This window comes from Dactylosporangium sp. CA-139066 (genome assembly GCF_050936175.1).
Lineage (GTDB): Bacteria > Actinomycetota > Actinomycetes > Mycobacteriales > Micromonosporaceae > Dactylosporangium.
In genome coordinates, this window is record NZ_JBNJNH010000004.1 from 1 (window position 1) to 15949 (window position 15949).

General features: G+C 70.0%; 33 protein-coding genes. 26 read left to right on the plus strand and 7 right to left on the minus strand.

The window, feature by feature from the left end; translation table 11 throughout:
- Window positions 1–591: 591 nt before the first annotated feature.
- Window positions 592–861, plus strand: coding sequence for a hypothetical protein (locus tag ACQEVU_RS58685; RefSeq protein ID WP_433335483.1), 270 nt, complete (start codon window positions 592–594; stop codon window positions 859–861).
- Window positions 862–867: 6 nt separating this feature from the next.
- Here the strand turns inward: ACQEVU_RS58685 and ACQEVU_RS58690 are convergent, their stop codons facing one another.
- The gene (locus ACQEVU_RS58690; protein ID WP_433335481.1) at window positions 868–1377 is read right to left on the minus strand and encodes a hypothetical protein; all 510 of its coding nucleotides are present in this window, start codon (window positions 1375–1377) and stop codon (window positions 868–870) included.
- Window positions 1378–1478: 101 nt separating this feature from the next.
- Here ACQEVU_RS58690 and ACQEVU_RS58695 point away from each other — a divergent pair, with 101 nt between their 5' ends.
- The 5 genes from ACQEVU_RS58695 (at window position 1479) to ACQEVU_RS58715 (ending at window position 3508) form a co-directional block, all read left to right on the plus strand.
- Window positions 1479–1613 (plus strand): hypothetical protein, encoded by a 135-nt coding sequence (locus tag ACQEVU_RS58695; RefSeq protein WP_433335479.1) that lies wholly within the window; start codon window positions 1479–1481, stop codon window positions 1611–1613.
- Between the two features lie 67 nt (window positions 1614–1680).
- Window positions 1681–1992 (plus strand): hypothetical protein, encoded by a 312-nt coding sequence (locus tag ACQEVU_RS58700; protein ID WP_433335478.1) that lies wholly within the window; start codon window positions 1681–1683, stop codon window positions 1990–1992.
- A gap of 91 nt (window positions 1993–2083) precedes the next feature.
- On the plus strand, window positions 2084–2530 hold the full coding sequence (locus ACQEVU_RS58705) for a hypothetical protein (protein ID WP_433335476.1): 447 nt from the start codon (window positions 2084–2086) through the stop codon (window positions 2528–2530).
- Between the two features lie 391 nt (window positions 2531–2921).
- Complete coding sequence (locus ACQEVU_RS58710) at window positions 2922–3128, plus strand: Arc family DNA-binding protein (protein WP_433335474.1); 207 nt, start codon at window positions 2922–2924, stop codon at window positions 3126–3128.
- Window positions 3125–3508 (plus strand): type II toxin-antitoxin system death-on-curing family toxin, encoded by a 384-nt coding sequence (locus ACQEVU_RS58715; protein WP_433335472.1) that lies wholly within the window; start codon window positions 3125–3127, stop codon window positions 3506–3508. The genes ACQEVU_RS58710 and ACQEVU_RS58715 overlap by 4 nt, the downstream gene beginning before the upstream one ends.
- Before the next feature lie 57 nt (window positions 3509–3565).
- Here the strand turns inward: ACQEVU_RS58715 and ACQEVU_RS58720 are convergent, their stop codons facing one another.
- A complete protein-coding gene (locus tag ACQEVU_RS58720; protein WP_433335470.1) occupies window positions 3566–3793 on the minus strand; it encodes a hypothetical protein in 228 nt (75 codons plus the stop codon).
- Between the two features lie 207 nt (window positions 3794–4000).
- On the opposite strand from ACQEVU_RS58720, the gene ACQEVU_RS58725 reads away from it, so the two are divergent.
- Window positions 4001–4288 carry a hypothetical protein gene (locus ACQEVU_RS58725; protein WP_433335468.1) on the plus strand — a complete coding sequence of 96 codons (288 nt, stop codon included), beginning with the start codon at window positions 4001–4003 and terminating at the stop codon, window positions 4286–4288.
- 107 nt (window positions 4289–4395) lie between these two features.
- Here ACQEVU_RS58725 and ACQEVU_RS58730 read toward each other — a convergent pair whose 3' ends face one another.
- Both ACQEVU_RS58730 and ACQEVU_RS58735 read right to left on the minus strand, forming a co-directional pair.
- Window positions 4396–4647 (minus strand): hypothetical protein, encoded by a 252-nt coding sequence (locus ACQEVU_RS58730; protein WP_433335466.1) that lies wholly within the window; start codon window positions 4645–4647, stop codon window positions 4396–4398.
- Complete coding sequence (locus tag ACQEVU_RS58735; RefSeq protein WP_433335464.1) at window positions 4644–4919, minus strand: hypothetical protein; 276 nt, start codon at window positions 4917–4919, stop codon at window positions 4644–4646. The genes ACQEVU_RS58730 and ACQEVU_RS58735 overlap by 4 nt, the downstream gene beginning before the upstream one ends.
- A gap of 118 nt (window positions 4920–5037) precedes the next feature.
- Between ACQEVU_RS58735 and ACQEVU_RS58740 the strand changes: the two genes are divergently transcribed.
- From ACQEVU_RS58740 to ACQEVU_RS58750, 3 genes are read left to right on the plus strand one after another with little or no spacing between them, the layout of a single operon-like run.
- A complete protein-coding gene (locus tag ACQEVU_RS58740; protein ID WP_433335462.1) occupies window positions 5038–5196 on the plus strand; it encodes a hypothetical protein in 159 nt (52 codons plus the stop codon).
- 11 nt (window positions 5197–5207) lie between these two features.
- On the plus strand, window positions 5208–5606 hold the full coding sequence (locus tag ACQEVU_RS58745; RefSeq protein ID WP_433335460.1) for a hypothetical protein: 399 nt from the start codon (window positions 5208–5210) through the stop codon (window positions 5604–5606).
- A complete protein-coding gene (locus ACQEVU_RS58750; protein WP_433335458.1) occupies window positions 5603–5824 on the plus strand; it encodes a hypothetical protein in 222 nt (73 codons plus the stop codon). The genes ACQEVU_RS58745 and ACQEVU_RS58750 overlap by 4 nt, the downstream gene beginning before the upstream one ends.
- Before the next feature lie 277 nt (window positions 5825–6101).
- Here ACQEVU_RS58750 and ACQEVU_RS58755 read toward each other — a convergent pair whose 3' ends face one another.
- From ACQEVU_RS58755 to ACQEVU_RS58765, 3 genes are all read right to left on the minus strand, one after another.
- Window positions 6102–6587 carry an NUDIX domain-containing protein gene (locus ACQEVU_RS58755; RefSeq protein ID WP_433335456.1) on the minus strand — a complete coding sequence of 162 codons (486 nt, stop codon included), beginning with the start codon at window positions 6585–6587 and terminating at the stop codon, window positions 6102–6104.
- On the minus strand, window positions 6587–7957 hold the full coding sequence (locus ACQEVU_RS58760) for an XRE family transcriptional regulator (protein ID WP_433335454.1): 1371 nt from the start codon (window positions 7955–7957) through the stop codon (window positions 6587–6589). The genes ACQEVU_RS58755 and ACQEVU_RS58760 overlap by 1 nt, the downstream gene beginning before the upstream one ends.
- A 241-nt stretch (window positions 7958–8198) precedes the next feature.
- Window positions 8199–8507: a hypothetical protein gene (locus ACQEVU_RS58765; protein ID WP_433335452.1), complete on the minus strand. Its 309-nt coding sequence runs from the start codon at window positions 8505–8507 to the stop codon at window positions 8199–8201.
- A gap of 182 nt (window positions 8508–8689) precedes the next feature.
- On the opposite strand from ACQEVU_RS58765, the gene ACQEVU_RS58770 reads away from it, so the two are divergent.
- The 16 genes from ACQEVU_RS58770 (at window position 8690) to ACQEVU_RS58845 (ending at window position 15949) form a co-directional block, all read left to right on the plus strand.
- Window positions 8690–9148 (plus strand): hypothetical protein, encoded by a 459-nt coding sequence (locus ACQEVU_RS58770; protein WP_433335450.1) that lies wholly within the window; start codon window positions 8690–8692, stop codon window positions 9146–9148.
- A gap of 79 nt (window positions 9149–9227) precedes the next feature.
- Window positions 9228–9548 carry a hypothetical protein gene (locus ACQEVU_RS58775; protein ID WP_433335448.1) on the plus strand — a complete coding sequence of 107 codons (321 nt, stop codon included), beginning with the start codon at window positions 9228–9230 and terminating at the stop codon, window positions 9546–9548.
- Complete coding sequence (locus tag ACQEVU_RS58780) at window positions 9545–9724, plus strand: hypothetical protein (protein WP_433335446.1); 180 nt, start codon at window positions 9545–9547, stop codon at window positions 9722–9724. Before ACQEVU_RS58775 ends, ACQEVU_RS58780 begins: the two co-directional genes overlap by 4 nt.
- 138 nt (window positions 9725–9862) lie before the next feature.
- Entirely contained in the window at window positions 9863–10303 is a 441-nt protein-coding gene (locus tag ACQEVU_RS58785) for a hypothetical protein (protein ID WP_433335444.1), read from the plus strand.
- Window positions 10300–10611, plus strand: a complete 312-nt coding sequence (locus ACQEVU_RS58790; RefSeq protein ID WP_433335442.1) for a DUF6907 domain-containing protein — start codon at window positions 10300–10302, stop codon at window positions 10609–10611. Before ACQEVU_RS58785 ends, ACQEVU_RS58790 begins: the two co-directional genes overlap by 4 nt.
- The gene (locus ACQEVU_RS58795) at window positions 10608–10949 is read left to right on the plus strand and encodes a hypothetical protein (RefSeq protein WP_433335440.1); all 342 of its coding nucleotides are present in this window, start codon (window positions 10608–10610) and stop codon (window positions 10947–10949) included. The genes ACQEVU_RS58790 and ACQEVU_RS58795 overlap by 4 nt, the downstream gene beginning before the upstream one ends.
- Window positions 10936–11382: a hypothetical protein gene (locus tag ACQEVU_RS58800; RefSeq protein ID WP_433335438.1), complete on the plus strand. Its 447-nt coding sequence runs from the start codon at window positions 10936–10938 to the stop codon at window positions 11380–11382. The genes ACQEVU_RS58795 and ACQEVU_RS58800 overlap by 14 nt, the downstream gene beginning before the upstream one ends.
- A complete protein-coding gene (locus ACQEVU_RS58805) occupies window positions 11379–11786 on the plus strand; it encodes a hypothetical protein (protein WP_433335436.1) in 408 nt (135 codons plus the stop codon). The genes ACQEVU_RS58800 and ACQEVU_RS58805 overlap by 4 nt, the downstream gene beginning before the upstream one ends.
- Complete coding sequence (locus ACQEVU_RS58810; protein ID WP_433318548.1) at window positions 11783–12142, plus strand: hypothetical protein; 360 nt, start codon at window positions 11783–11785, stop codon at window positions 12140–12142. Before ACQEVU_RS58805 ends, ACQEVU_RS58810 begins: the two co-directional genes overlap by 4 nt.
- On the plus strand, window positions 12139–12768 hold the full coding sequence (locus ACQEVU_RS58815) for a sigma factor-like helix-turn-helix DNA-binding protein (RefSeq protein ID WP_433318551.1): 630 nt from the start codon (window positions 12139–12141) through the stop codon (window positions 12766–12768). Before ACQEVU_RS58810 ends, ACQEVU_RS58815 begins: the two co-directional genes overlap by 4 nt.
- Window positions 12765–13523: a sigma-70 family RNA polymerase sigma factor gene (locus ACQEVU_RS58820; protein ID WP_433318554.1), complete on the plus strand. Its 759-nt coding sequence runs from the start codon at window positions 12765–12767 to the stop codon at window positions 13521–13523. Before ACQEVU_RS58815 ends, ACQEVU_RS58820 begins: the two co-directional genes overlap by 4 nt.
- On the plus strand, window positions 13520–14443 hold the full coding sequence (locus tag ACQEVU_RS58825; protein ID WP_433318557.1) for a hypothetical protein: 924 nt from the start codon (window positions 13520–13522) through the stop codon (window positions 14441–14443). The genes ACQEVU_RS58820 and ACQEVU_RS58825 overlap by 4 nt, the downstream gene beginning before the upstream one ends.
- Window positions 14440–15183, plus strand: a complete 744-nt coding sequence (locus tag ACQEVU_RS58830; protein ID WP_433318560.1) for a hypothetical protein — start codon at window positions 14440–14442, stop codon at window positions 15181–15183. Before ACQEVU_RS58825 ends, ACQEVU_RS58830 begins: the two co-directional genes overlap by 4 nt.
- Window positions 15180–15386, plus strand: coding sequence for a hypothetical protein (locus ACQEVU_RS58835; RefSeq protein WP_433318563.1), 207 nt, complete (start codon window positions 15180–15182; stop codon window positions 15384–15386). The genes ACQEVU_RS58830 and ACQEVU_RS58835 overlap by 4 nt, the downstream gene beginning before the upstream one ends.
- Window positions 15374–15682, plus strand: coding sequence for a hypothetical protein (locus ACQEVU_RS58840; RefSeq protein ID WP_433318566.1), 309 nt, complete (start codon window positions 15374–15376; stop codon window positions 15680–15682). The genes ACQEVU_RS58835 and ACQEVU_RS58840 overlap by 13 nt, the downstream gene beginning before the upstream one ends.
- A gap of 9 nt (window positions 15683–15691) precedes the next feature.
- Complete coding sequence (locus ACQEVU_RS58845; protein WP_433318569.1) at window positions 15692–15949, plus strand: hypothetical protein; 258 nt, start codon at window positions 15692–15694, stop codon at window positions 15947–15949.

Genomic DNA, 15949 nt, shown 5'->3' on the forward strand with positions numbered 1-15949 from the left:
GGTGACGTGCGCGGGGTACTTCCGGTGCGTCGAGTGCAGGTCAGGCGGCATTTGGCCCTACCCGATATGTGACGTTTGTGCGCTCCGTGCGTCCGGTGCGTCGAATACAGTGACACGTCCGTGAGACGTGATGTGCCTCCCGGGCCGGTCTGGAGGGCGGGCGGAGATCTCATGAGCGCCAGCAGTGCGCTGGCTGCACGCTACCTTCTGTAGTTGTCGGTCGGCCCGCGAGATATTTAGTTTCTCCCCTTGTAGGGGCTCTTAGGTGTCAGGAACCTGTGACACCTGTGATACGTGTGACATTCGCAGGTCAAGGGCCATTTTTGCCGTCACAGCCTAGCCGTCTGTCACAGGTCGGCACCTGTGACAGCGCCTCCGAAAGCTGTGACAGGGCGGCAAACCGACGCGGCCGACGTCGGACGCGGGTCGCCGCCCTGGTAGCTACCGAGGTCCATTCTCACTCTGCGTGTGGTCGGCGGCTAGTGGGACCATTTGCTTACGCGGGCACCCGCCAAGCCGTTATCAGTGACGGCAGGCAGCGTCGGCGGTACGGTCTGCTGCGACGCGACCCGACCGCGACAGGGGGCACTGATGGCCGCTGAACGCTTCACCTTCACGCTGCGCCTGAACGGCAAGCGGGTGCGCGAGGTGGACTCGTTCACCCGGGCCCTCGACCTCGACGAGGCGCGACGCACCGACCGCATCCTGCTCAACTGGATGGTGGCGGCGATCGAGCGGGCCGGCTTCGACCCGGCGAAGATGGTCAACCAGTTCGACCTGTCCGTGTGCCGAGAGGGTGAGGTCAGGTCCGCGTTCGTGTTCGCGGCCTCCGTCGATGAGGTGCCCGACGCCGAGCGGTAGCGCCGGCTAATTGCCGCGGGCGATTTTGCGTCCGACGAGGATGCCGTCGTGGATGTCGAGTCGCAGGGTTACCCAACCGTGTAGGACCAACGCCGCGCATTCAGCGACGGTGCGCGTCCGGTCCACCAGGCCCATGCCCTGCACGACGGCGCATGCAGCTTCCAGTCCCTCGGCCTGGAGCGCGTTGATCGCTGGGGCGGCGCCGACCTGCTCGAGTGCGAGGGCGTAGATCATCGGCTGGCGGGGGAGGCCGACGATCACACTGGCCGCGATGAGATGCGTCGTCAGATAGGGATCGCTTGCGACCTCGGCTCGATGGGCATCGAGGCATGGTGCTTCCCAGATGTTGGCGGCCATCATGCGCCACGTGGGCGTGGTGTCGACATCGAGCATGCCGTTGCTGCCTGGCCGCCGTTCGCGTGCTCCGTACTCTCTGGAGTCGATCCAGTCCATAGCGCTCGGCGCGGGGAACGGATGGGTCGGATCGCAGCGTGTACCGTCCAGTCCCTGGCGCATGGCGTGCCACCCTTCGACTATAGATGGTCGTGCATATCTTACTGGGCCACTGCAGGGGGCAATAGGGTGAATACGATTCGTTCACTTGAGGGTGGCGGGACGTGCCTGAGGAGACCGCCGAGGATCGGCAGGCACTCGAGAACCTGCAGCGGGCGGCGAACGCCAACAACAAGGCAGTGCGCGAGCAGATGGCCCGCGGGGAGAAGCCCATCGAGCGGCGGGCGGGGCGATCGTAAGCGGCTCGCGAGCGCTATGGCAGAGGCGCTCCCGCTGTCGGTTGCCGCCGGGCGGGACAATGGGCCGGTGAAACTTTGGCGGCGGAAGCTGAAGAGCCAGGGCGCGAACCTGGTGTTCGCACTCATGCTCGGGATGCAGCTGTTCAGCGGCGAGGCCGGGGATCCGCTCCTCGCGCACCTACCGAAGCCGGCCGAGCCGTACGCGGCCGACTGGGATCGGGCGGAGGTTGAGCCCGCCGTGGAGCCGGTCGACCTGAACCGGAACTCGAGCCCGGCGCCGACCGGGGGCATGGAGATGCGCGCGACCGGGACGCTCGGGTTGACCGGCACGGTGATCATGCCGGGTGATCCGTACGTGCAGATCCACCGGCAGGTCTAACTCGCTATGCCCGACCGATCGGCCGCCCCGGCCCGGGTGAACCGTCCCAGCGGCTGACCGGTTCCGGCTCGACCTCCGTCAGGATGCTCGGATGCGCCCCCGTCACCCCGCCTCCGCGGCCGTCGCCCTGCTCTTCCTTGCCGGCTGTTCGTCGCACAGCGACCCGGCTCCCGTCGATTCTGCGGCAGCTGCGGCGGCGACGTACTCGGCGAAGCCGTGGTCGCCGCCGGCGAAGGTGTACACGACGCCTGTACCCGCCGATTTCGAGGTCACCGTCAACGAGTTGGGCAGGAAGTGCTTCGGTAGTGCTGGCTGCAACGTGACGTTCTCGGTCGAGTTGAAGAACGTTGGTGGCCACGACTTTGACCCGGCGAAAACCTACAAGATCGTGTATACGGTGAACGGGACCGAAGACCCGTACAGCAACGCCGTGACGATGACCGGCGACCAGTACAGCCGCGCCGACGAAGAGTTCGTCCAGGTCAAGGACAAGTCGGCGAAGCTGACGGCGACCGTCACCTCGGTCGTGTCCGCGTAGGCCGATAGGGCTGGCGCGGCGGTTGCCGTGCTGCGGAAGGGCGGACCCCGGTTGGGTCGTGCCGCCGCGCCGACCGTCCATGTCTATCGACTGCTGGCGATCCCTGTCGTGGAATGGCGGTAGGTCTGCGGATGGTGCACGTCCCGGCGGCGAACGGGGGAGCGATTCCGGCTACCGGACCCGCTCGCGTTCGACCGCCCGTACATCCGGCCACGTCCACCCGTCGACCTCGACGGTCCGGTAGGCGAGCTTTGGCGCGTTCGTTGCGAAGTCCAGGGCGATGCCACCTTCGGCCTGCTCGAACTCGGCAAGGTGCAGCTGGCAGCAGATTGGCAGCGGGGGCGGCGCCGATCGGCTAGACGGTACAGTAGGAAAGTCCTACTATTGTCCTATGACCACCACGACCGTGACCCTGCCCGACGAGCTGCACGACAGCCTCAAGCAGGTAGCCGCCGCCGAGCACCGCTCCGCCAACGCCACCATCGTCTGCGCCGTCGCCGAATACGTCCAGAACCACGACAAGCGGGCCTCGGTACGCCTCATCGCCGCCGAAGTCGCCGCCAAACATCGCGAACTGCTCGACCGGCTGGCCAAGTGACGATCTACCTCGACGTCGATGACCTCCTCGACATCGCCGCAGCCGCCATCGGCAGCCCGGCGAAAGTCCGCGACTACGGCCTGCTGTCCTCGGCAGCGGCCAGGCCGCAGACGAACGTCTTCGGCCAGGAGGCATACCCGGACCTTGCCGGGAAGGCCGCCGCGTTGCTGCACTCGCTGTGCGCCAACCATGCGCTCATCGACGGCAACAAGCGGCTGGCGTGGGCTGCGACGATCACGTTCATCGTCCTGAACACCGGTGGCGGTATTCCCGACGTGGATGTCGACGATGCTGAGGCGATGATGCTGGCCGTCGCCCGGGGTGAGCTCGTCGAGGTCGACGACATCGCGGCGCAACTGCGCCGTCTCGGCGTCATCTAGGCCGGGCAGGGTTTCGAGCGCGCCCGAGGTGACCCCTCGGGCGTTTGCTTTTGCCCGCTATTCGCAGCCGTCGTCGAACTCGCTGAGCCGGTCCGGGGGCACCATCCGCAGGTCGGCGACGTCCAGCCCGTGCCTGCGAAGCAGCCGCTGCAGCTGCGCGATCGTGACGAAGTGGCGTTCCCCGGACGGCTCGACCGCCTCGAACCAGGTCCTCGAGCCGGTGTCGTCGAAGTCGCCGACGGTCTCCTCGACCCGCCAGCCGCCCGCGTGCAACACCACACCCACCCGACCATGATCGCTCGGCGTTTCCGCAGGTCAAGTGGTGCGAGCGAACTACAGCGATGGGATTCGCGGGTCCGCCTCGACGCGGAACAGGTCGCCGTATCGGCCAACGTCGAACAACCGTCAGCCATCCGGGACTGCCGGACATCCCGTTGTCCGCACACCACACCGTCGGCAGGATCGGGGATCCGCCCGACACAAGGAGATGCCATGACCCAGCCTGCCCACCCGTCGACTGGCCTCCGAGTCGGCGGCATCATCCTGATCGTCTTCGGTGTGCTGCCAATCCTCTGCGGCGTCGGATACGGAATCGCCTACTACACCACGCAGGGCTTCTTCGACGTCGAGGGTGCTGACGCGCTCGCCGACCTGCGGTACGGCAACCTTGCCGTCGCGGGTAGCGGCTTGTGCTGCGGTGCGGCGTTCATCGTCGCGGGTGTGGCCATGCTGGTCAGCGCCAAGCGGCGCGGCGCGCAGCCAGGCACGGCTGCCGGGTAGAGCGTCCCTCCTGCGGCTTGGTCACCTGGTCGCGGCGGTCGCAAGAAGTAGCCGATCCGTGTGTCGGCGATGGCGTGTAGATCGGGAGAGGCCAGAGCGTTCCGGCTCTACTGTTCGCTGGCCGCCACCCACTCGGCGAGCACGACCTCAACATCCACACCACGCTCTGCCGCCACCTGCCGGGCCCGCTCATCGACGACGAACGGCACCGCAACAGCCCGGATCACCACATGCGGCGCATCCGGCGGAGGAATCTCAGACACCGGGCCGGCGACCGGCGTGAACTGCCAACCACCGGGGGCCGCATCCTCGACGAGCTGCTCCATCTCAGCGAGCTCGCGGAAACTGCGCGTGGTCATGACCGCACCGTACCGCCGTCCCGGCCCAGTAGATCGCTTTCACGCAGACTAGGAAGCGCTTCATCGAACGCCTGCCGGAACGCGGCCACACCCTCAACCGGCACCAGGCGCTCCGCCAGGGCCGCATCCCGGGCGGCCTGCACGCCCATCCGGCGCCAGAACAGCGACGGGTCGGCCGCCTCCGCGGCGGTCCGTGCGTCCACCTGGGCTTGGATCTCGGCGAAACGCTTCCGAGACGCGGGCGGCACGGCGGGCAGGTGCTGCTCGTCCATGAGGTGAGGCTACGGCGTTACAGGCCGCCCCGTGACCGGCATCCCACTGCGGCGTTCGGACGTTCGGGCGAGCGCGAATAGCACGCAACCGGCGCGAAGAAAACTGCGATAAACGGACGTGACGAACAAATCGCGCCGACAAGTCGAGCCCCTCGACCCGGACAGCCCCGCCGGCCGGGCCGCCTCCCGCGCCCTCACCGCCGCGATCGACAACGTCCGCGCCAGCATCGCCGCCCGGCGGGCAAGTGGCATGGACGGCTGGGCGAATGAGCGATGAGGCAGCGTGACGTGACGCTCGACGCCCACCTACCCGAGCCTCGAGACGACCCCGACGCCTCCACATCGAGTCCCCCACCGGCTTGCACCTGCGGCCAGCAGCTCGTCGACGGCATCGCGCGCCTCCTGGACCTCGCCAACGCCCGGCGCGATCCCTGGCTCTACACATTCCAGGAAGTGGCCGAGCTGATGGGCGTTGGTCTACGGGTCATCGAGGACCGGGGCCGCAGACTTGAGTTCGCATTCGTCAGCTTCGGCAAGAGCCGCCTGCTCACCCAGGAGCAGCTCGACGCTCTCATCGCGAAGTTCACCGTTCAGCCGGCGGAGGTGACGTCGGCCGACGAGGAGATCGAGGCGCGCAGGAGGGCGCGGACTCGCAGCGGTCGCCGACGGCGGAGCGAGCTGCCGTGACCGTGGATGCAATTTTGCCTGAGCCGGAAATTGGAGCAGTTGCGGGGGAGAAGCGCAGCATTGGCGCCAAGCCGTCCCGGCGCCTGCTCGCACCAGGCATCGAGGAGTACATCCGTGTCGTTGTGGCCGCCGCCCCGCCGTTGACCGCTGAACAGGGCGCGGCACTGCGAGTGATGGCCTACCCGGACGAGCGCAGCCAGCGAAGCAAGCAGCGGTGACCACTAACGACGTCCCGCGCGTCCTCACGCTGCAGGATGCCGCCGCCGAGAGCGGTCCTCCGCTGGGCTGGCTCCTCCGTGGCTGCAAGACCCGGGAGCTACCTCACGTGCGCGCCGGCCGCGCTGTACGGATGACCCCCGAGCAGATTCGGCAGGCCATCCAGATCGCGGCAGTCGTCGCCGGCGACGACTGCCGAGCTTGCCGCCGACCGCATCGCGTACGCGTCGGGTAGACGGGCCTCACGGCGACGGCGAAACGCCGAATAATTGCGCGCGATCAGCGCAGCACGCCACCGAACAGGTACCGGGTCGCCCCCGACCTGCGCGCCTCCAGGCTGGCGGGGACGCGCTGCGCGACCGCCGCCGGCAGCAGCTGCGCGGACTCCAGCACCGACACGAACGCGTACGAGTCCAGCTCCTGCGTGCGTAGCCGGATCGCGTGTTCCGCTTCCTCGAGCACACCGCCGTCAAAGATCAGGTTCACCATCGCCCGCGGTCGAGGGTCGGCCGCAGGCGCCCAGTCGACGGCCAGCAGGGCGCCGATGTCGAGCGTCAGGCCGAGCTCCTCGCGGACCTCACGCCGGGCGGCATCGTGCGGGAACTCGTCCGCCTCGACGTACCCGCCCGGCATCAGCCATGACTCCCGGTAGTTCGGCTTCACCAGCAGCACCCGGCCCGCCGGGTCGGTGATGAGCACGGCCGCAGCCGCGTGGAACGTCGGCAGGTTCGCATAGTGGACCTCCGGCGGTGCCCACTCGCCCATCAGGCGGCCTTGGCGAGCTGGGCGGCCTGGTCGAGGAACGCGGCGGCGGCGCGGTTGCGCCGGTGCGGCTGCAGCAGGCGGCCGAGTTCGTCGACGCGCTCCACCACCCGCCGGGACCGGACCTCACCGGCGAGGGTCAACGCCTGGGCGCCGAGCGCGGCGGCGTGCTCCACGTCAGGCCGCGGCCCGGTCGCGTGCACGGTGGCGACCAGCGCCGTGTGGAGCGCGCGGGTGCGGGTGCCGCCCTCGTCGACGGCGACCGCGTCGGCGGCGTGCCGCAATGCTCGGTCGGGGCGGCCGAGGTCCCGCCAGCAGCGCATGGCGGTCCCGGCGTAATGCGCCGGCGTGAAGTAGCCGGCCCAACTGGGGGCGTCGCTCGAGGTCTTGGCCATGGCCTTCTCGGCGTTGCGGAGGGCGGTCGAGCAGCTGGCCTCGTCGGCGGCGATGGCGTGCGCGCATGCCTCGGTGGTGTAGAGCCGCGCCAGGACGGCCGGGTGTGCGCGGCGGGCGCCGTCGACTGCGGCCCGGGCCAGCCGGACGGCCTCGGCAGGCTGGCGGAGGAACACGGCCTGCGTGGCCATGTTCGCGAGGATGTGTGCGCCGAACGCCGGATCGTCGCCGGCCTTCGCCATGCGCAGGGCTTGGATGAAGTACCGCTGCGCGAGGCCGTGCTCGCCGACGTCGTACGACATGAACCCCACCTGTCCGGTGAGCTCGGCGACCGCGGCGAGCAGCTGCCGGCCGACGGCGTCGGTGTAGGAGCCGTGCAGCATCGGCGTGACCTCGCGGTGGAGCCAGCCGACCATGAGCGCGCGGGCGTGGCCGCCGCCGTGGCGGCGGTCCAGGTCGAGGATCTGCCGCTGCGAGGCGTGCAGAGCGGCGACGTCTCCGGCGGTGACGCGGCGGGCACCGACGTGGGCGGTGTCCCGGTCGCGGGGGTCGAACAGCCAGGCCCAGCCGGCGGTCATGGTGGCGCCCACGATGAGCGGGGCGGCGGTCAGGGCGTCACGGCGCAGTAACAGGTACCTCCACAGGTCGGCGACGGTGTTGCGGCTGTCCTCGAGGGACGGCCGGTACTCCAGGCCGAGGCGTGTGAGGTCGGGGCCAGCGCGGCGGAACCCGAGGTCGTCTTGGGTGACGGTCCGGCCGAGTCGCCGCGTGAGCACTTCGGCGATGACGGCGGGGGCCGGGTCGTCGGGTGTGCGTCCGCGCAACCACCAGTAGACGGATGCGCCGTCGTACTGCAGCTCGACGCTGCGCGTGGCCCGGCTGTGGGCGTTGACCTGCCGCGCGAGGGCGGCCTGGCTGTGGCTGTAGCCGGCTTCGGCGAGGAGTGCGTCGAGCTCGTGGTTGGTCACTGGCTTCGGCATGGCGACCCTGATCCGTTGCGCAGAGCGGTGAATGCTGGGGCGTTTCGAGCGTAGGCGGCGGCGCAGGCGGGGGACAGGTCTGCGCAAGGGCGCGCAACGGCGGGCATGAATGCGCAGGGGTGCGCAACCTGCTCCATCTCCCGCAAGCCTCCTTCCGGGCGGAGCGTGGTGGTCACGGGCTCGGCGGCGACTGCGGCCGTCGTCGGGCTCGCCAGACCAAGGGAGGTGCTCGGTGCGCGGACTAGTCGTTCGGCTCGACGCCAGCTTCACGACAAATGCGCCGGACGCTCTCACGGGTGTAGACGCCGGCGAGACGCTCGAGGATGTCCTTCTGCCTGATGCCGGCCTTCGCCTCGGCGACGATCTGTGCCGCGAGAGCGTCCCTCGCGGCTCGCATCTTCTCGCCGGCGGCCTGGCGGGCGCGTCTGGCTTCTTCCACGGCGCGGATGGCGGCCTTCTCTGCTGCCAGGCCCGCAGCATATGCAGCTGCCGCGGCGGCGAGCGGATCACCTGCCGCGCCCATCGCCTTCTTCGGCTTCTGCGTGGTCATGGGGCCGATCATCCCACATCGGCCATACAGCACTCAATCGTTGGCCCAATGCCAAACGCCTTGACCCATGTGGCACTGGGCCTTATGATTATTGGCGTAAGCAAGACGGGCCCCAGCCGGTGCTACCAACACCGACCGGAGCCCTTGACCGGACACCTGCTACCAACAGGAGACCGACCCAAATGCACGCTATCAAGGCCCCCGCCGCCACTCGCGAGCCCGTCCTGGCCATCGGCCAGCAGATCGAGGCCCAGGCGGGTCGGACCGTGATCACCCTCCAGCGCGTGACCGTTACCGCCTGGACCGTGGTGACCTACATCGGCACCCGGCGGATCACCGACCAGTGCGCGACCTTCGCCGACGAGCAGGCCGCGGCTCTCACCGCCTCCGCCTACTACCAGCTCGCCCTCGCCGAGACCGTTGAGCCCGCCGCCGACCCGGCCCGCTCGCTCGCCGTCGGCGAGATCCGCGAGCACGTCGCCGGGCCGGTCACCATCCGGATCTTCCAGACGGCGCAGGCCGGTGTGCTGGTCCAGGGCCGCCGCAACGGCGTCATCGACTCGGCGCTGTGCAGCCGCCACGACCACGAGTGGGACGCGCTCCGCGCCTACGCGGCCCTCGTCGCCGCGAACCCCGCCTGACTTTCCTCCCCGTCGTGGTGGCGGGGTCGTCCCCGTCGGCCCCGCCACCACCCCTCACCCTGCCCAAGGAGCCCATCCCATGCAGTTGCCCGAGTTGAAGTCCGTCGACGGCGGACGTCCCTACCGCGTGTGGACCGTCGGCCTGATGCCCCTCAACCAGCTGCCCCGTTTCGAGCCGGGCATGACCGCCCCCGCGTTCGTCCCTGTCACCGACTGGCGGGTCATTCCCGACTGGGACGGCCGGCTGTACGTGCACCGCGGCGACGGCATCCGCCACGAGCTGCACGGGACGCAGCACGCCTCGGAGCATGACGCCAGGCGCGCCGCGTACGGCGCCGGACTGCTCGGCGTCATGGTCTACGAGGCCGACGCTGCGGACTACGGGTTCCCGAGCGCATGACCAGCCCCGACGAGATGACCGCCGGCGAGCGCGCCCGCGTGCTCGCCGCCATCGAGGGCCAGCGGCCGGTCCGCATGATCCGGCCCTCCGACGGGCGCAACGTCCCCGTCGCTGCCGACCGAGTCCAGGAACGCCTCGCCGCCGGCTACCGGCTCGCCGAGGAGGACGAGCAGTAGCCCGGGTGACTTTCCCGTGCGCCCGACCACTCGTCGGGCGCACCGATGGCCACCCGGCCAGCAGAAACAAGACGGGCCCCAAACCTGCGATTCCGCCGCAGCCGGGGCCCTAGGGCAAAACTAACTGGAGGTCCGCCCATGGACACCAACACTACGGCCGCCCGCACGGCGACCATCACCGGCCTCGCGGGCGAGCCGAGCATCCGCGAGGTGCCGCAGCCCACATTCATCGACCTCGCCCCTTGGTGGAAGTGCCCGGCGTGGTGCGACAAGGGCAACAACTGCTACGGCGGCGATGCCCTGAGCTTCGGCGGCCCGGCAATCATCACGAGCCGCCACCACGCCAGGACGGTGCTCGTCGGCGACGTCAAGGACATCGACGGCGCCAGCACCAAGGTCAGCGTCGAGGTCGAGACCATCGAGGACATCGACGGGTACCCCGAGGCGCCGGTCGTCACCATCTCCATCCCCCTGACGTCCATCCACGCCGACGACGCGGAGCGGCTCGCCCACACGATCCTCGCCGCGGTCGCAGACGCCCGCCAGCCGCTCCCCAGCAAGGCGGGGGAGACAGCGTGAGCGCCGCGACCCTGACCCGCACCACGGCGCGGACCTGCCCGCCGTGGTGCCGCAAGCACGGCACCGACCCCGACGGGTCGATCTGCCACGAGGGCGAGCCGATCACCGTGCAGGCGGCCGGCGGCGGCAACCTCGTCGCCGGCGAGGTCGACCTGTACCTCAACCGCTTCGACGAGTACGGCATCACCGGGCAGGCCGCGATCGTCATCACGGCCAGCCCCGACGGGATCGACCTGACCGCCGCCGAGGCCCGCCAGGTCGCCGCCGCGGTGCTGTACCTGGCCGAGCAGCTCGAGGCGACCCGATGACCATCGCACGCCGCGACGCGCTACTGCTGATCGCCGCCGCTGTCGCCGAGGGCATGCCCTGCCCGGCCAAGATCGTCCTGACCCACCACGACGTCATCACCGTCCACACGAGCACCATCGCGGCTGGGCTGCAGTGGCTGGCGTGGTTCGGCATGGGCCAGATCGAGCTGACCGCGCTCGGCACCGGCTACATCGCGCTCCACAACCACCGCGTCCTGTGGTGGCACGGCCGCCGGGTCACGGTCTGCTCCAGCGAACAGGCGCCGAAGCCGGTCGAGTCCGACGCCGCCGCCCTCGTCCGCGCCGCTACGGCGGAGGTGGCTCGTGCCGCCGCGTGACGACGAGGGCCGCCGCGCCCGGGAGGCGCAGTACCTCACGGACCTGCGCACCCCGAAGGAGCCGTTCGGGATCGCCGCTGGCAGCATCCGGACCGGCCACGACGACGCGAGCATCACCCACCCGGCGTGGTGCTCGCCCAACGAGTGCACGGTCGCGTCGCCGAACTACGCGCACCACCTGTCGGAGTGGACGATCGTCTACCCGTCGCACGACGGCGAGGCGGCGATCTTCGTGCGGCTGTTCGCCGACGCGATGGACTCCGCCGAGGAGCCGCCGGGCGTCGAGATCTGCCTCATGCGCCCCGGGCAGGCCTCGTCGCTGGAAGGCTACGAGCTGCGCGGCGCGCAAGCCCGCCACCTCGGCCAGGCGCTCCGGGGACACGCGTCGGTCGTCGGCGACCCGCACCACTGGGACCGGCCGGTGACGCTGTGAACACCACGACGCGCATCCCCGTGTTCTGCACCCAGGCCGGGCGGTCCGACTTCGCCGGCGAGGTCGGCTACCTGATCCACGGCACCGCCCGCCCCGGGTACGTGTCGATCCGCACCGGCAAGGTGTCGGTCGCCGTGCCCGTCGAAGGGCTGACCGCGGCCGTGTTCGACGCCCGCGAGTGGACCTCGCCCGATGGGCTGCTCGGGACGGCGCTGCACAAGTCCTGCGGTGCCGAATGGCTGGTGGTGACCGTCGGCAGTGGCCGTCATCCCGAAGCCCAGCTGTACGTGTCGGCGCCGCCGGTCCGCTCCCATCTGGCCGAGGTGCTGCTGGCCATGTGCACGGCCGAGGACGCGTACGCCGGGGAGATGGACTGGCTCCGGACTGAGGACGGATCGCTGTGACCGGGACCTCGGCCTCCACCCATCCGGCGTGGTGCGACGACGCGCAGTGCGACGCCGAAGGGCTCCAGCTGCACCACAGCCGCGCGATCGACGTTCCGGCCGAGGCCGGCGCCGACCGCGACAGCGCCCGGTACGTCGTCAGCATCTACGGCACCCACCACGGGCAGCCGCTGCTCGAGCTGTCGATCGTCCCGGCGACCAGCGGACCCGTCAGCCCCGTCTTCGACATCGGCGCCGACCAGCTGCGCCGCCTCCGGGCCGCGCTCGCCGCGGCCGGTCACGTCCTCGACGCCGACCAGCCGCACCTCGCCAGCCTCAACCACCCTGACGACCAGAAAGGCGGAGTCCCCGCATGACCGTCACGACGATCCGCCCCAACCTGGCCCTCGTCTCGGCTGAGACCGCGGAGGCGCCGCAGCCGACCGGCTGCACGGCCGGGGTGCCGTGGTGCACCGGCAACGCGAACAACCACGACCTCGACCTCGCCCGCGAGGGGGAGCCGCTGTACCACGACAGTGCCGCCGTCGACCTGCCGCTCACGGCCGGGTCGGGCGAGGGCTGCGACGGGTACACGGTCAGCCTCGAGCGCCGCGACACCCTCGACGGCGAGATCGGGCACACCCGCATCTACATGGCGCTCCTCCGTGACGGCTCCCCTTCGGGCGCGTGCGGCGGCTACGCCACGATCCACGAGGCCGAGCAGGTCGGCCGAACGATCCTCGGCCACGTGGCGACCGCCCGCGGGCTGAGCATCGCGCCGGCCGTCATGGACGAGCTCGACGAGCACCTGTCGCGGCTGTCGTCCCGGCAGATGATCGCGATGCGGCTGCGGTACGGCTTCGGGTTCACCCTCGCCGACATCGGCCGCATCCTCGGCGTCGGCCCCGACCGGGTCCGCGTCTACATCTCCCGCGCCAAGCAGCAGCTGCGCGCGTGGGGCGTCACGGTCGATGGCTCGGCCACCACGGCGGGTGCGGCATGACGCTCGCCCTCTCCCAGCAGCAGGTCAACGACATCTTCGACGAGATGTGCCGCGAGCACCGCGGCGAACTGCTCCGCTACGCCCGCCGGCACGCCCGCACCTGGGACGACGCCGAGGACGCCGTTCAGCAGGCATTCATGATCGGCCTGCTGAAGCGAGACACGGTCACAGCGCTCGACGAGCCGATCGCGTGGTTGATGAAGACCACCAAACACACCGCTCTGCAGGTCACGCACCACCGCCAGCGCGAGATCGCCGGTAGCGACTTCCTGGACCTCTTCGGCGAACCCGAGCCGATCGAGGGTGACGAACGGTGCATGGCCGACGAGGAGACCGCGGCCGCCGTCGCGTCGGTGATCGAATCCCTGCCGCCGCTACGCCGCACCGCGGTCGAGCTGTGGTGCCTACACGGCTTCTCCTGGGACGAGATCGCAGAGTACATGGACGTGCCAGTTCCGGCCGCCCAGAAGCTCGTGTTCCGAACCCTTGAGCGTCTGCGCGCCGGCGCACCTGTGGTCGAGGGAAGGCGCCACGAGGACGTTCAGGCCGAGATCCTCTCGCTGATCGCACAGCCGCGCTTGCTGCGTCGGCTCGATCAGCATCACCGCCAGATCCTCGCAATGCGCTTCGTCGAGTGCCTCAAGGTGCGCGAGATCGCTGCACGCCTCGGCGTCAACACCACCACCGCGACCCGCCTCCTGACCGAGGCGCGGGACGCCTTGCTTTCGCTGAGCCACGAAGGAGAGCCGGCATGACCAAGCCGCTCAAGGCCGCCGCCAAACCGGACGACGTGAAGGCGGCATGGGACCTCCTCGGCCCGCCGGCACGGATGGCGGTCCAGCTGCACTGCGTCGACCGGCAGCCCGTGTCGACGGTCGCTGCCCGGCTCGGCGCCGACAAGGCAGTCGCCTACCGGCTGATCAACACGTCACTCACGCACCTGCAGGAACTGGGCATCGACATCCCGGACCTTCGTCAGTGGCTCGCCTCGGCGGTGTCGGCCGAGGTGACGATGCCGGATGAGCCGAAGCCCGACGAGGCCAAGCCGTCGCGCAAGACGGTCGTTCCGATCGAGCGGCTCGTCGACGTGCTCGCCAAGGAGTTCGGTGGGCGGCGGGTCAGCGCCAAAGGCGCCGAGGAACTGCTCCGGGCCACGTTGGGAGCCTGCTCCCGCGCCCGTGCGATCGAGGCCCGCGACGCGCACAACAGCAACCTCGACGCGGCGCTGGCGAAGTCGCTCACCAAGCCGCTGGAGACCCAAGGTGGTCCGAATTTGGACCCCCTCGACGAGGTCGCTGGTCGATCGCACTGCCGCCCCGAGGGTGTACCTACAGATACACCCTCGACGAAGCCGCCGGCGGACCCGGAGTTGGCGCCGGTCGTCGACGAGGCGCCGAGCGCGGGCGAGGTCGTCGAAAGCCCCGTTGTGGTGCCATCCGTGGCCGAGGTCTGGCTTATGGGTGCACGCCCGCCGATCAGCTGCATGCTCGTCCACACCGACGAGACGACCGGCACCCGCGACCTGACCGCCGTGTCCATGCTCGGCGCCCAGCGGGAGATCACCGGCCAGTTGATCGCCGACGGCTACCGGCCCGACGGCCCATGGGTCGACGTCGACCCCGCCGGCCCTGAGGCCATGCGGAAGTTTCAGCACGCCGAGGGGAGCCCGTCATGACGGCCGTCCTCGAGCCGGTCGCCGTGTCGGCAACTGTCCCAACTGGGACACTTGCCGGCCCCGACGTCGACCCGGACTGCCCGAAGTGCGGCACCTGCGCCGCTGTGGTCTATGTCGGGGCGACCACCGAGACCGTGTACGAGCTCGGCGAGCAGCCCGGCCCGAAGCATGCATGGTCATGCCGGACCTGCAGCGCCGAGTGGACCACCCTCGCGTCGGAGCCTGTCGACTGCCCCGCGGCCCTGTCCTGGTGTGTGTCGCACGAGGCCGACCACGATGGCGCCCAGCATCACGCGGGTGCCATGCGGGCGGCCAGCTACGACCTCGACGGCTTCCACGAGCCGACGCCGGGCCTGCTCGTCGTCGGCGCGACCCGCGACGAGCGGCCGGACGGCACGGTCGACCCGGTCGTGTGGGTCGACCCGTCGTCGCAGCTGAAGGCGGAGACGTACGGATTCTCCCCGGCCGCGGCCCGCGAGCTCGCCATGGCGTTGCTCGCCGCCGCGGCGGAGGCCTCCGGCTCGAAACGCGCGGATGACCTGCGCATCGGTGACCGGATCGTCCTCGACGGCCGGGTGCACGTCGTGCGGTTTCTCATGGTCGACGCGTGTCACTGCGACGACGTCGACGAGCCGTGCGACGGCACGGTCCAGGTCTACACGGACCTGTCGGAGGCGGTCGACGAGACGTCCCCAGCCGCCACGTTCGACCCGGCCGACCTGGCGGAGGTGGCTCCGTGACCCGCGCCTACCCGATCACGCCGCAGCCCGACGCCGGTCCGCGGTTCACGTACGGCCTGCTGCTCGCCGTCGGCCGCGTCCTCGCAGAACACGGCTTCCCCGAAGTCACCGACGGCGGCGACCTCGTGGCCCTGCAGCAAGCCCTCTACGACTTCGTCTACCAACCCTCGACCGGAAATGAGACCACGTCATGCACCTCCTGACCGCTGTCGCCCAGACGACCGCCGACCACCTGCACATCCTGGCCGCGCCCGAGCCGTCGGGAGCACCGACGCCGAAGGAGCTCAACACCGACGGCATCCTCAACTTCTTCGTCACCAAGATCGTGCCGATCCTGCTCGCCGGACTCGGGATCATCTTCGTCTCCCGCGCCAACAAGGGCGAGGTGTCGAAGGTGCTCACCTCGAGCAGCGTCGCCCTGATCGGCATCGCGTTCATCGCCGGCGCGACCAGCCTGTTCTTCTTCGGCGGATCCATCGTCGACCTGCTGTTCAAGTAGGGCCAGCCGATGACCACGCCCACCAGCAGCACCTTCGACCTGCTCGAAGCCGCCCAGTACGGCCACCCCGTGAGCTACATGGCCGACAACTTCACCGAGCATCTCCTCCTCGACGTAGCCGACCGTGGCCTGGTCGAGGTCCGCCACAGCGGCGGCGGAACCGTCTCCATGCGCTGGGCGCTCCGCCAGGCCGGCAGCGCCCAGCGCAGCGAGCTCCTCCGCATCCACCTCACCGCCGCGGGCCGTGACTTCCTGCAAGGAGCCTGA

Coding starts and splice junctions, on each gene's coding strand:
- ACQEVU_RS58765 (WP_433335452.1), bottom strand. CDS start 8,507: ATGACCACGCAGAAGCCGAAGAAGGCGATGGGCGCGGCAGGTGATCCG.
- ACQEVU_RS58825 (WP_433318557.1), top strand. CDS start 13,520: ATGACCAAGCCGCTCAAGGCCGCCGCCAAACCGGACGACGTGAAGGCG.
- ACQEVU_RS58815 (WP_433318551.1), top strand. CDS start 12,139: ATGACCGTCACGACGATCCGCCCCAACCTGGCCCTCGTCTCGGCTGAG.
- ACQEVU_RS58820 (WP_433318554.1), top strand. CDS start 12,765: ATGACGCTCGCCCTCTCCCAGCAGCAGGTCAACGACATCTTCGACGAG.
- ACQEVU_RS58690 (WP_433335481.1), bottom strand. CDS start 1,377: ATGCGCCAGGGACTGGACGGTACACGCTGCGATCCGACCCATCCGTTC.
- ACQEVU_RS58730 (WP_433335466.1), bottom strand. CDS start 4,647: ATGACCACGCGCAGTTTCCGCGAGCTCGCTGAGATGGAGCAGCTCGTC.
- ACQEVU_RS58845 (WP_433318569.1), top strand. CDS start 15,692: ATGACCACGCCCACCAGCAGCACCTTCGACCTGCTCGAAGCCGCCCAG.
- ACQEVU_RS58710 (WP_433335474.1), top strand. CDS start 2,922: ATGACCACCACGACCGTGACCCTGCCCGACGAGCTGCACGACAGCCTC.
- ACQEVU_RS58705 (WP_433335476.1), top strand. CDS start 2,084: ATGCGCCCCCGTCACCCCGCCTCCGCGGCCGTCGCCCTGCTCTTCCTT.
- ACQEVU_RS58685 (WP_433335483.1), top strand. CDS start 592: ATGGCCGCTGAACGCTTCACCTTCACGCTGCGCCTGAACGGCAAGCGG.
- ACQEVU_RS58785 (WP_433335444.1), top strand. CDS start 9,863: ATGGACACCAACACTACGGCCGCCCGCACGGCGACCATCACCGGCCTC.
- ACQEVU_RS58770 (WP_433335450.1), top strand. CDS start 8,690: ATGCACGCTATCAAGGCCCCCGCCGCCACTCGCGAGCCCGTCCTGGCC.
- ACQEVU_RS58780 (WP_433335446.1), top strand. CDS start 9,545: ATGACCAGCCCCGACGAGATGACCGCCGGCGAGCGCGCCCGCGTGCTC.
- ACQEVU_RS58760 (WP_433335454.1), bottom strand. CDS start 7,957: ATGCCGAAGCCAGTGACCAACCACGAGCTCGACGCACTCCTCGCCGAA.
- ACQEVU_RS58775 (WP_433335448.1), top strand. CDS start 9,228: ATGCAGTTGCCCGAGTTGAAGTCCGTCGACGGCGGACGTCCCTACCGC.
- ACQEVU_RS58755 (WP_433335456.1), bottom strand. CDS start 6,587: ATGGGCGAGTGGGCACCGCCGGAGGTCCACTATGCGAACCTGCCGACG.
- ACQEVU_RS58735 (WP_433335464.1), bottom strand. CDS start 4,919: ATGGACGAGCAGCACCTGCCCGCCGTGCCGCCCGCGTCTCGGAAGCGT.
- ACQEVU_RS58840 (WP_433318566.1), top strand. CDS start 15,374: ATGCACCTCCTGACCGCTGTCGCCCAGACGACCGCCGACCACCTGCAC.
- ACQEVU_RS58795 (WP_433335440.1), top strand. CDS start 10,608: ATGACCATCGCACGCCGCGACGCGCTACTGCTGATCGCCGCCGCTGTC.
- ACQEVU_RS58830 (WP_433318560.1), top strand. CDS start 14,440: ATGACGGCCGTCCTCGAGCCGGTCGCCGTGTCGGCAACTGTCCCAACT.
- ACQEVU_RS58725 (WP_433335468.1), top strand. CDS start 4,001: ATGACCCAGCCTGCCCACCCGTCGACTGGCCTCCGAGTCGGCGGCATC.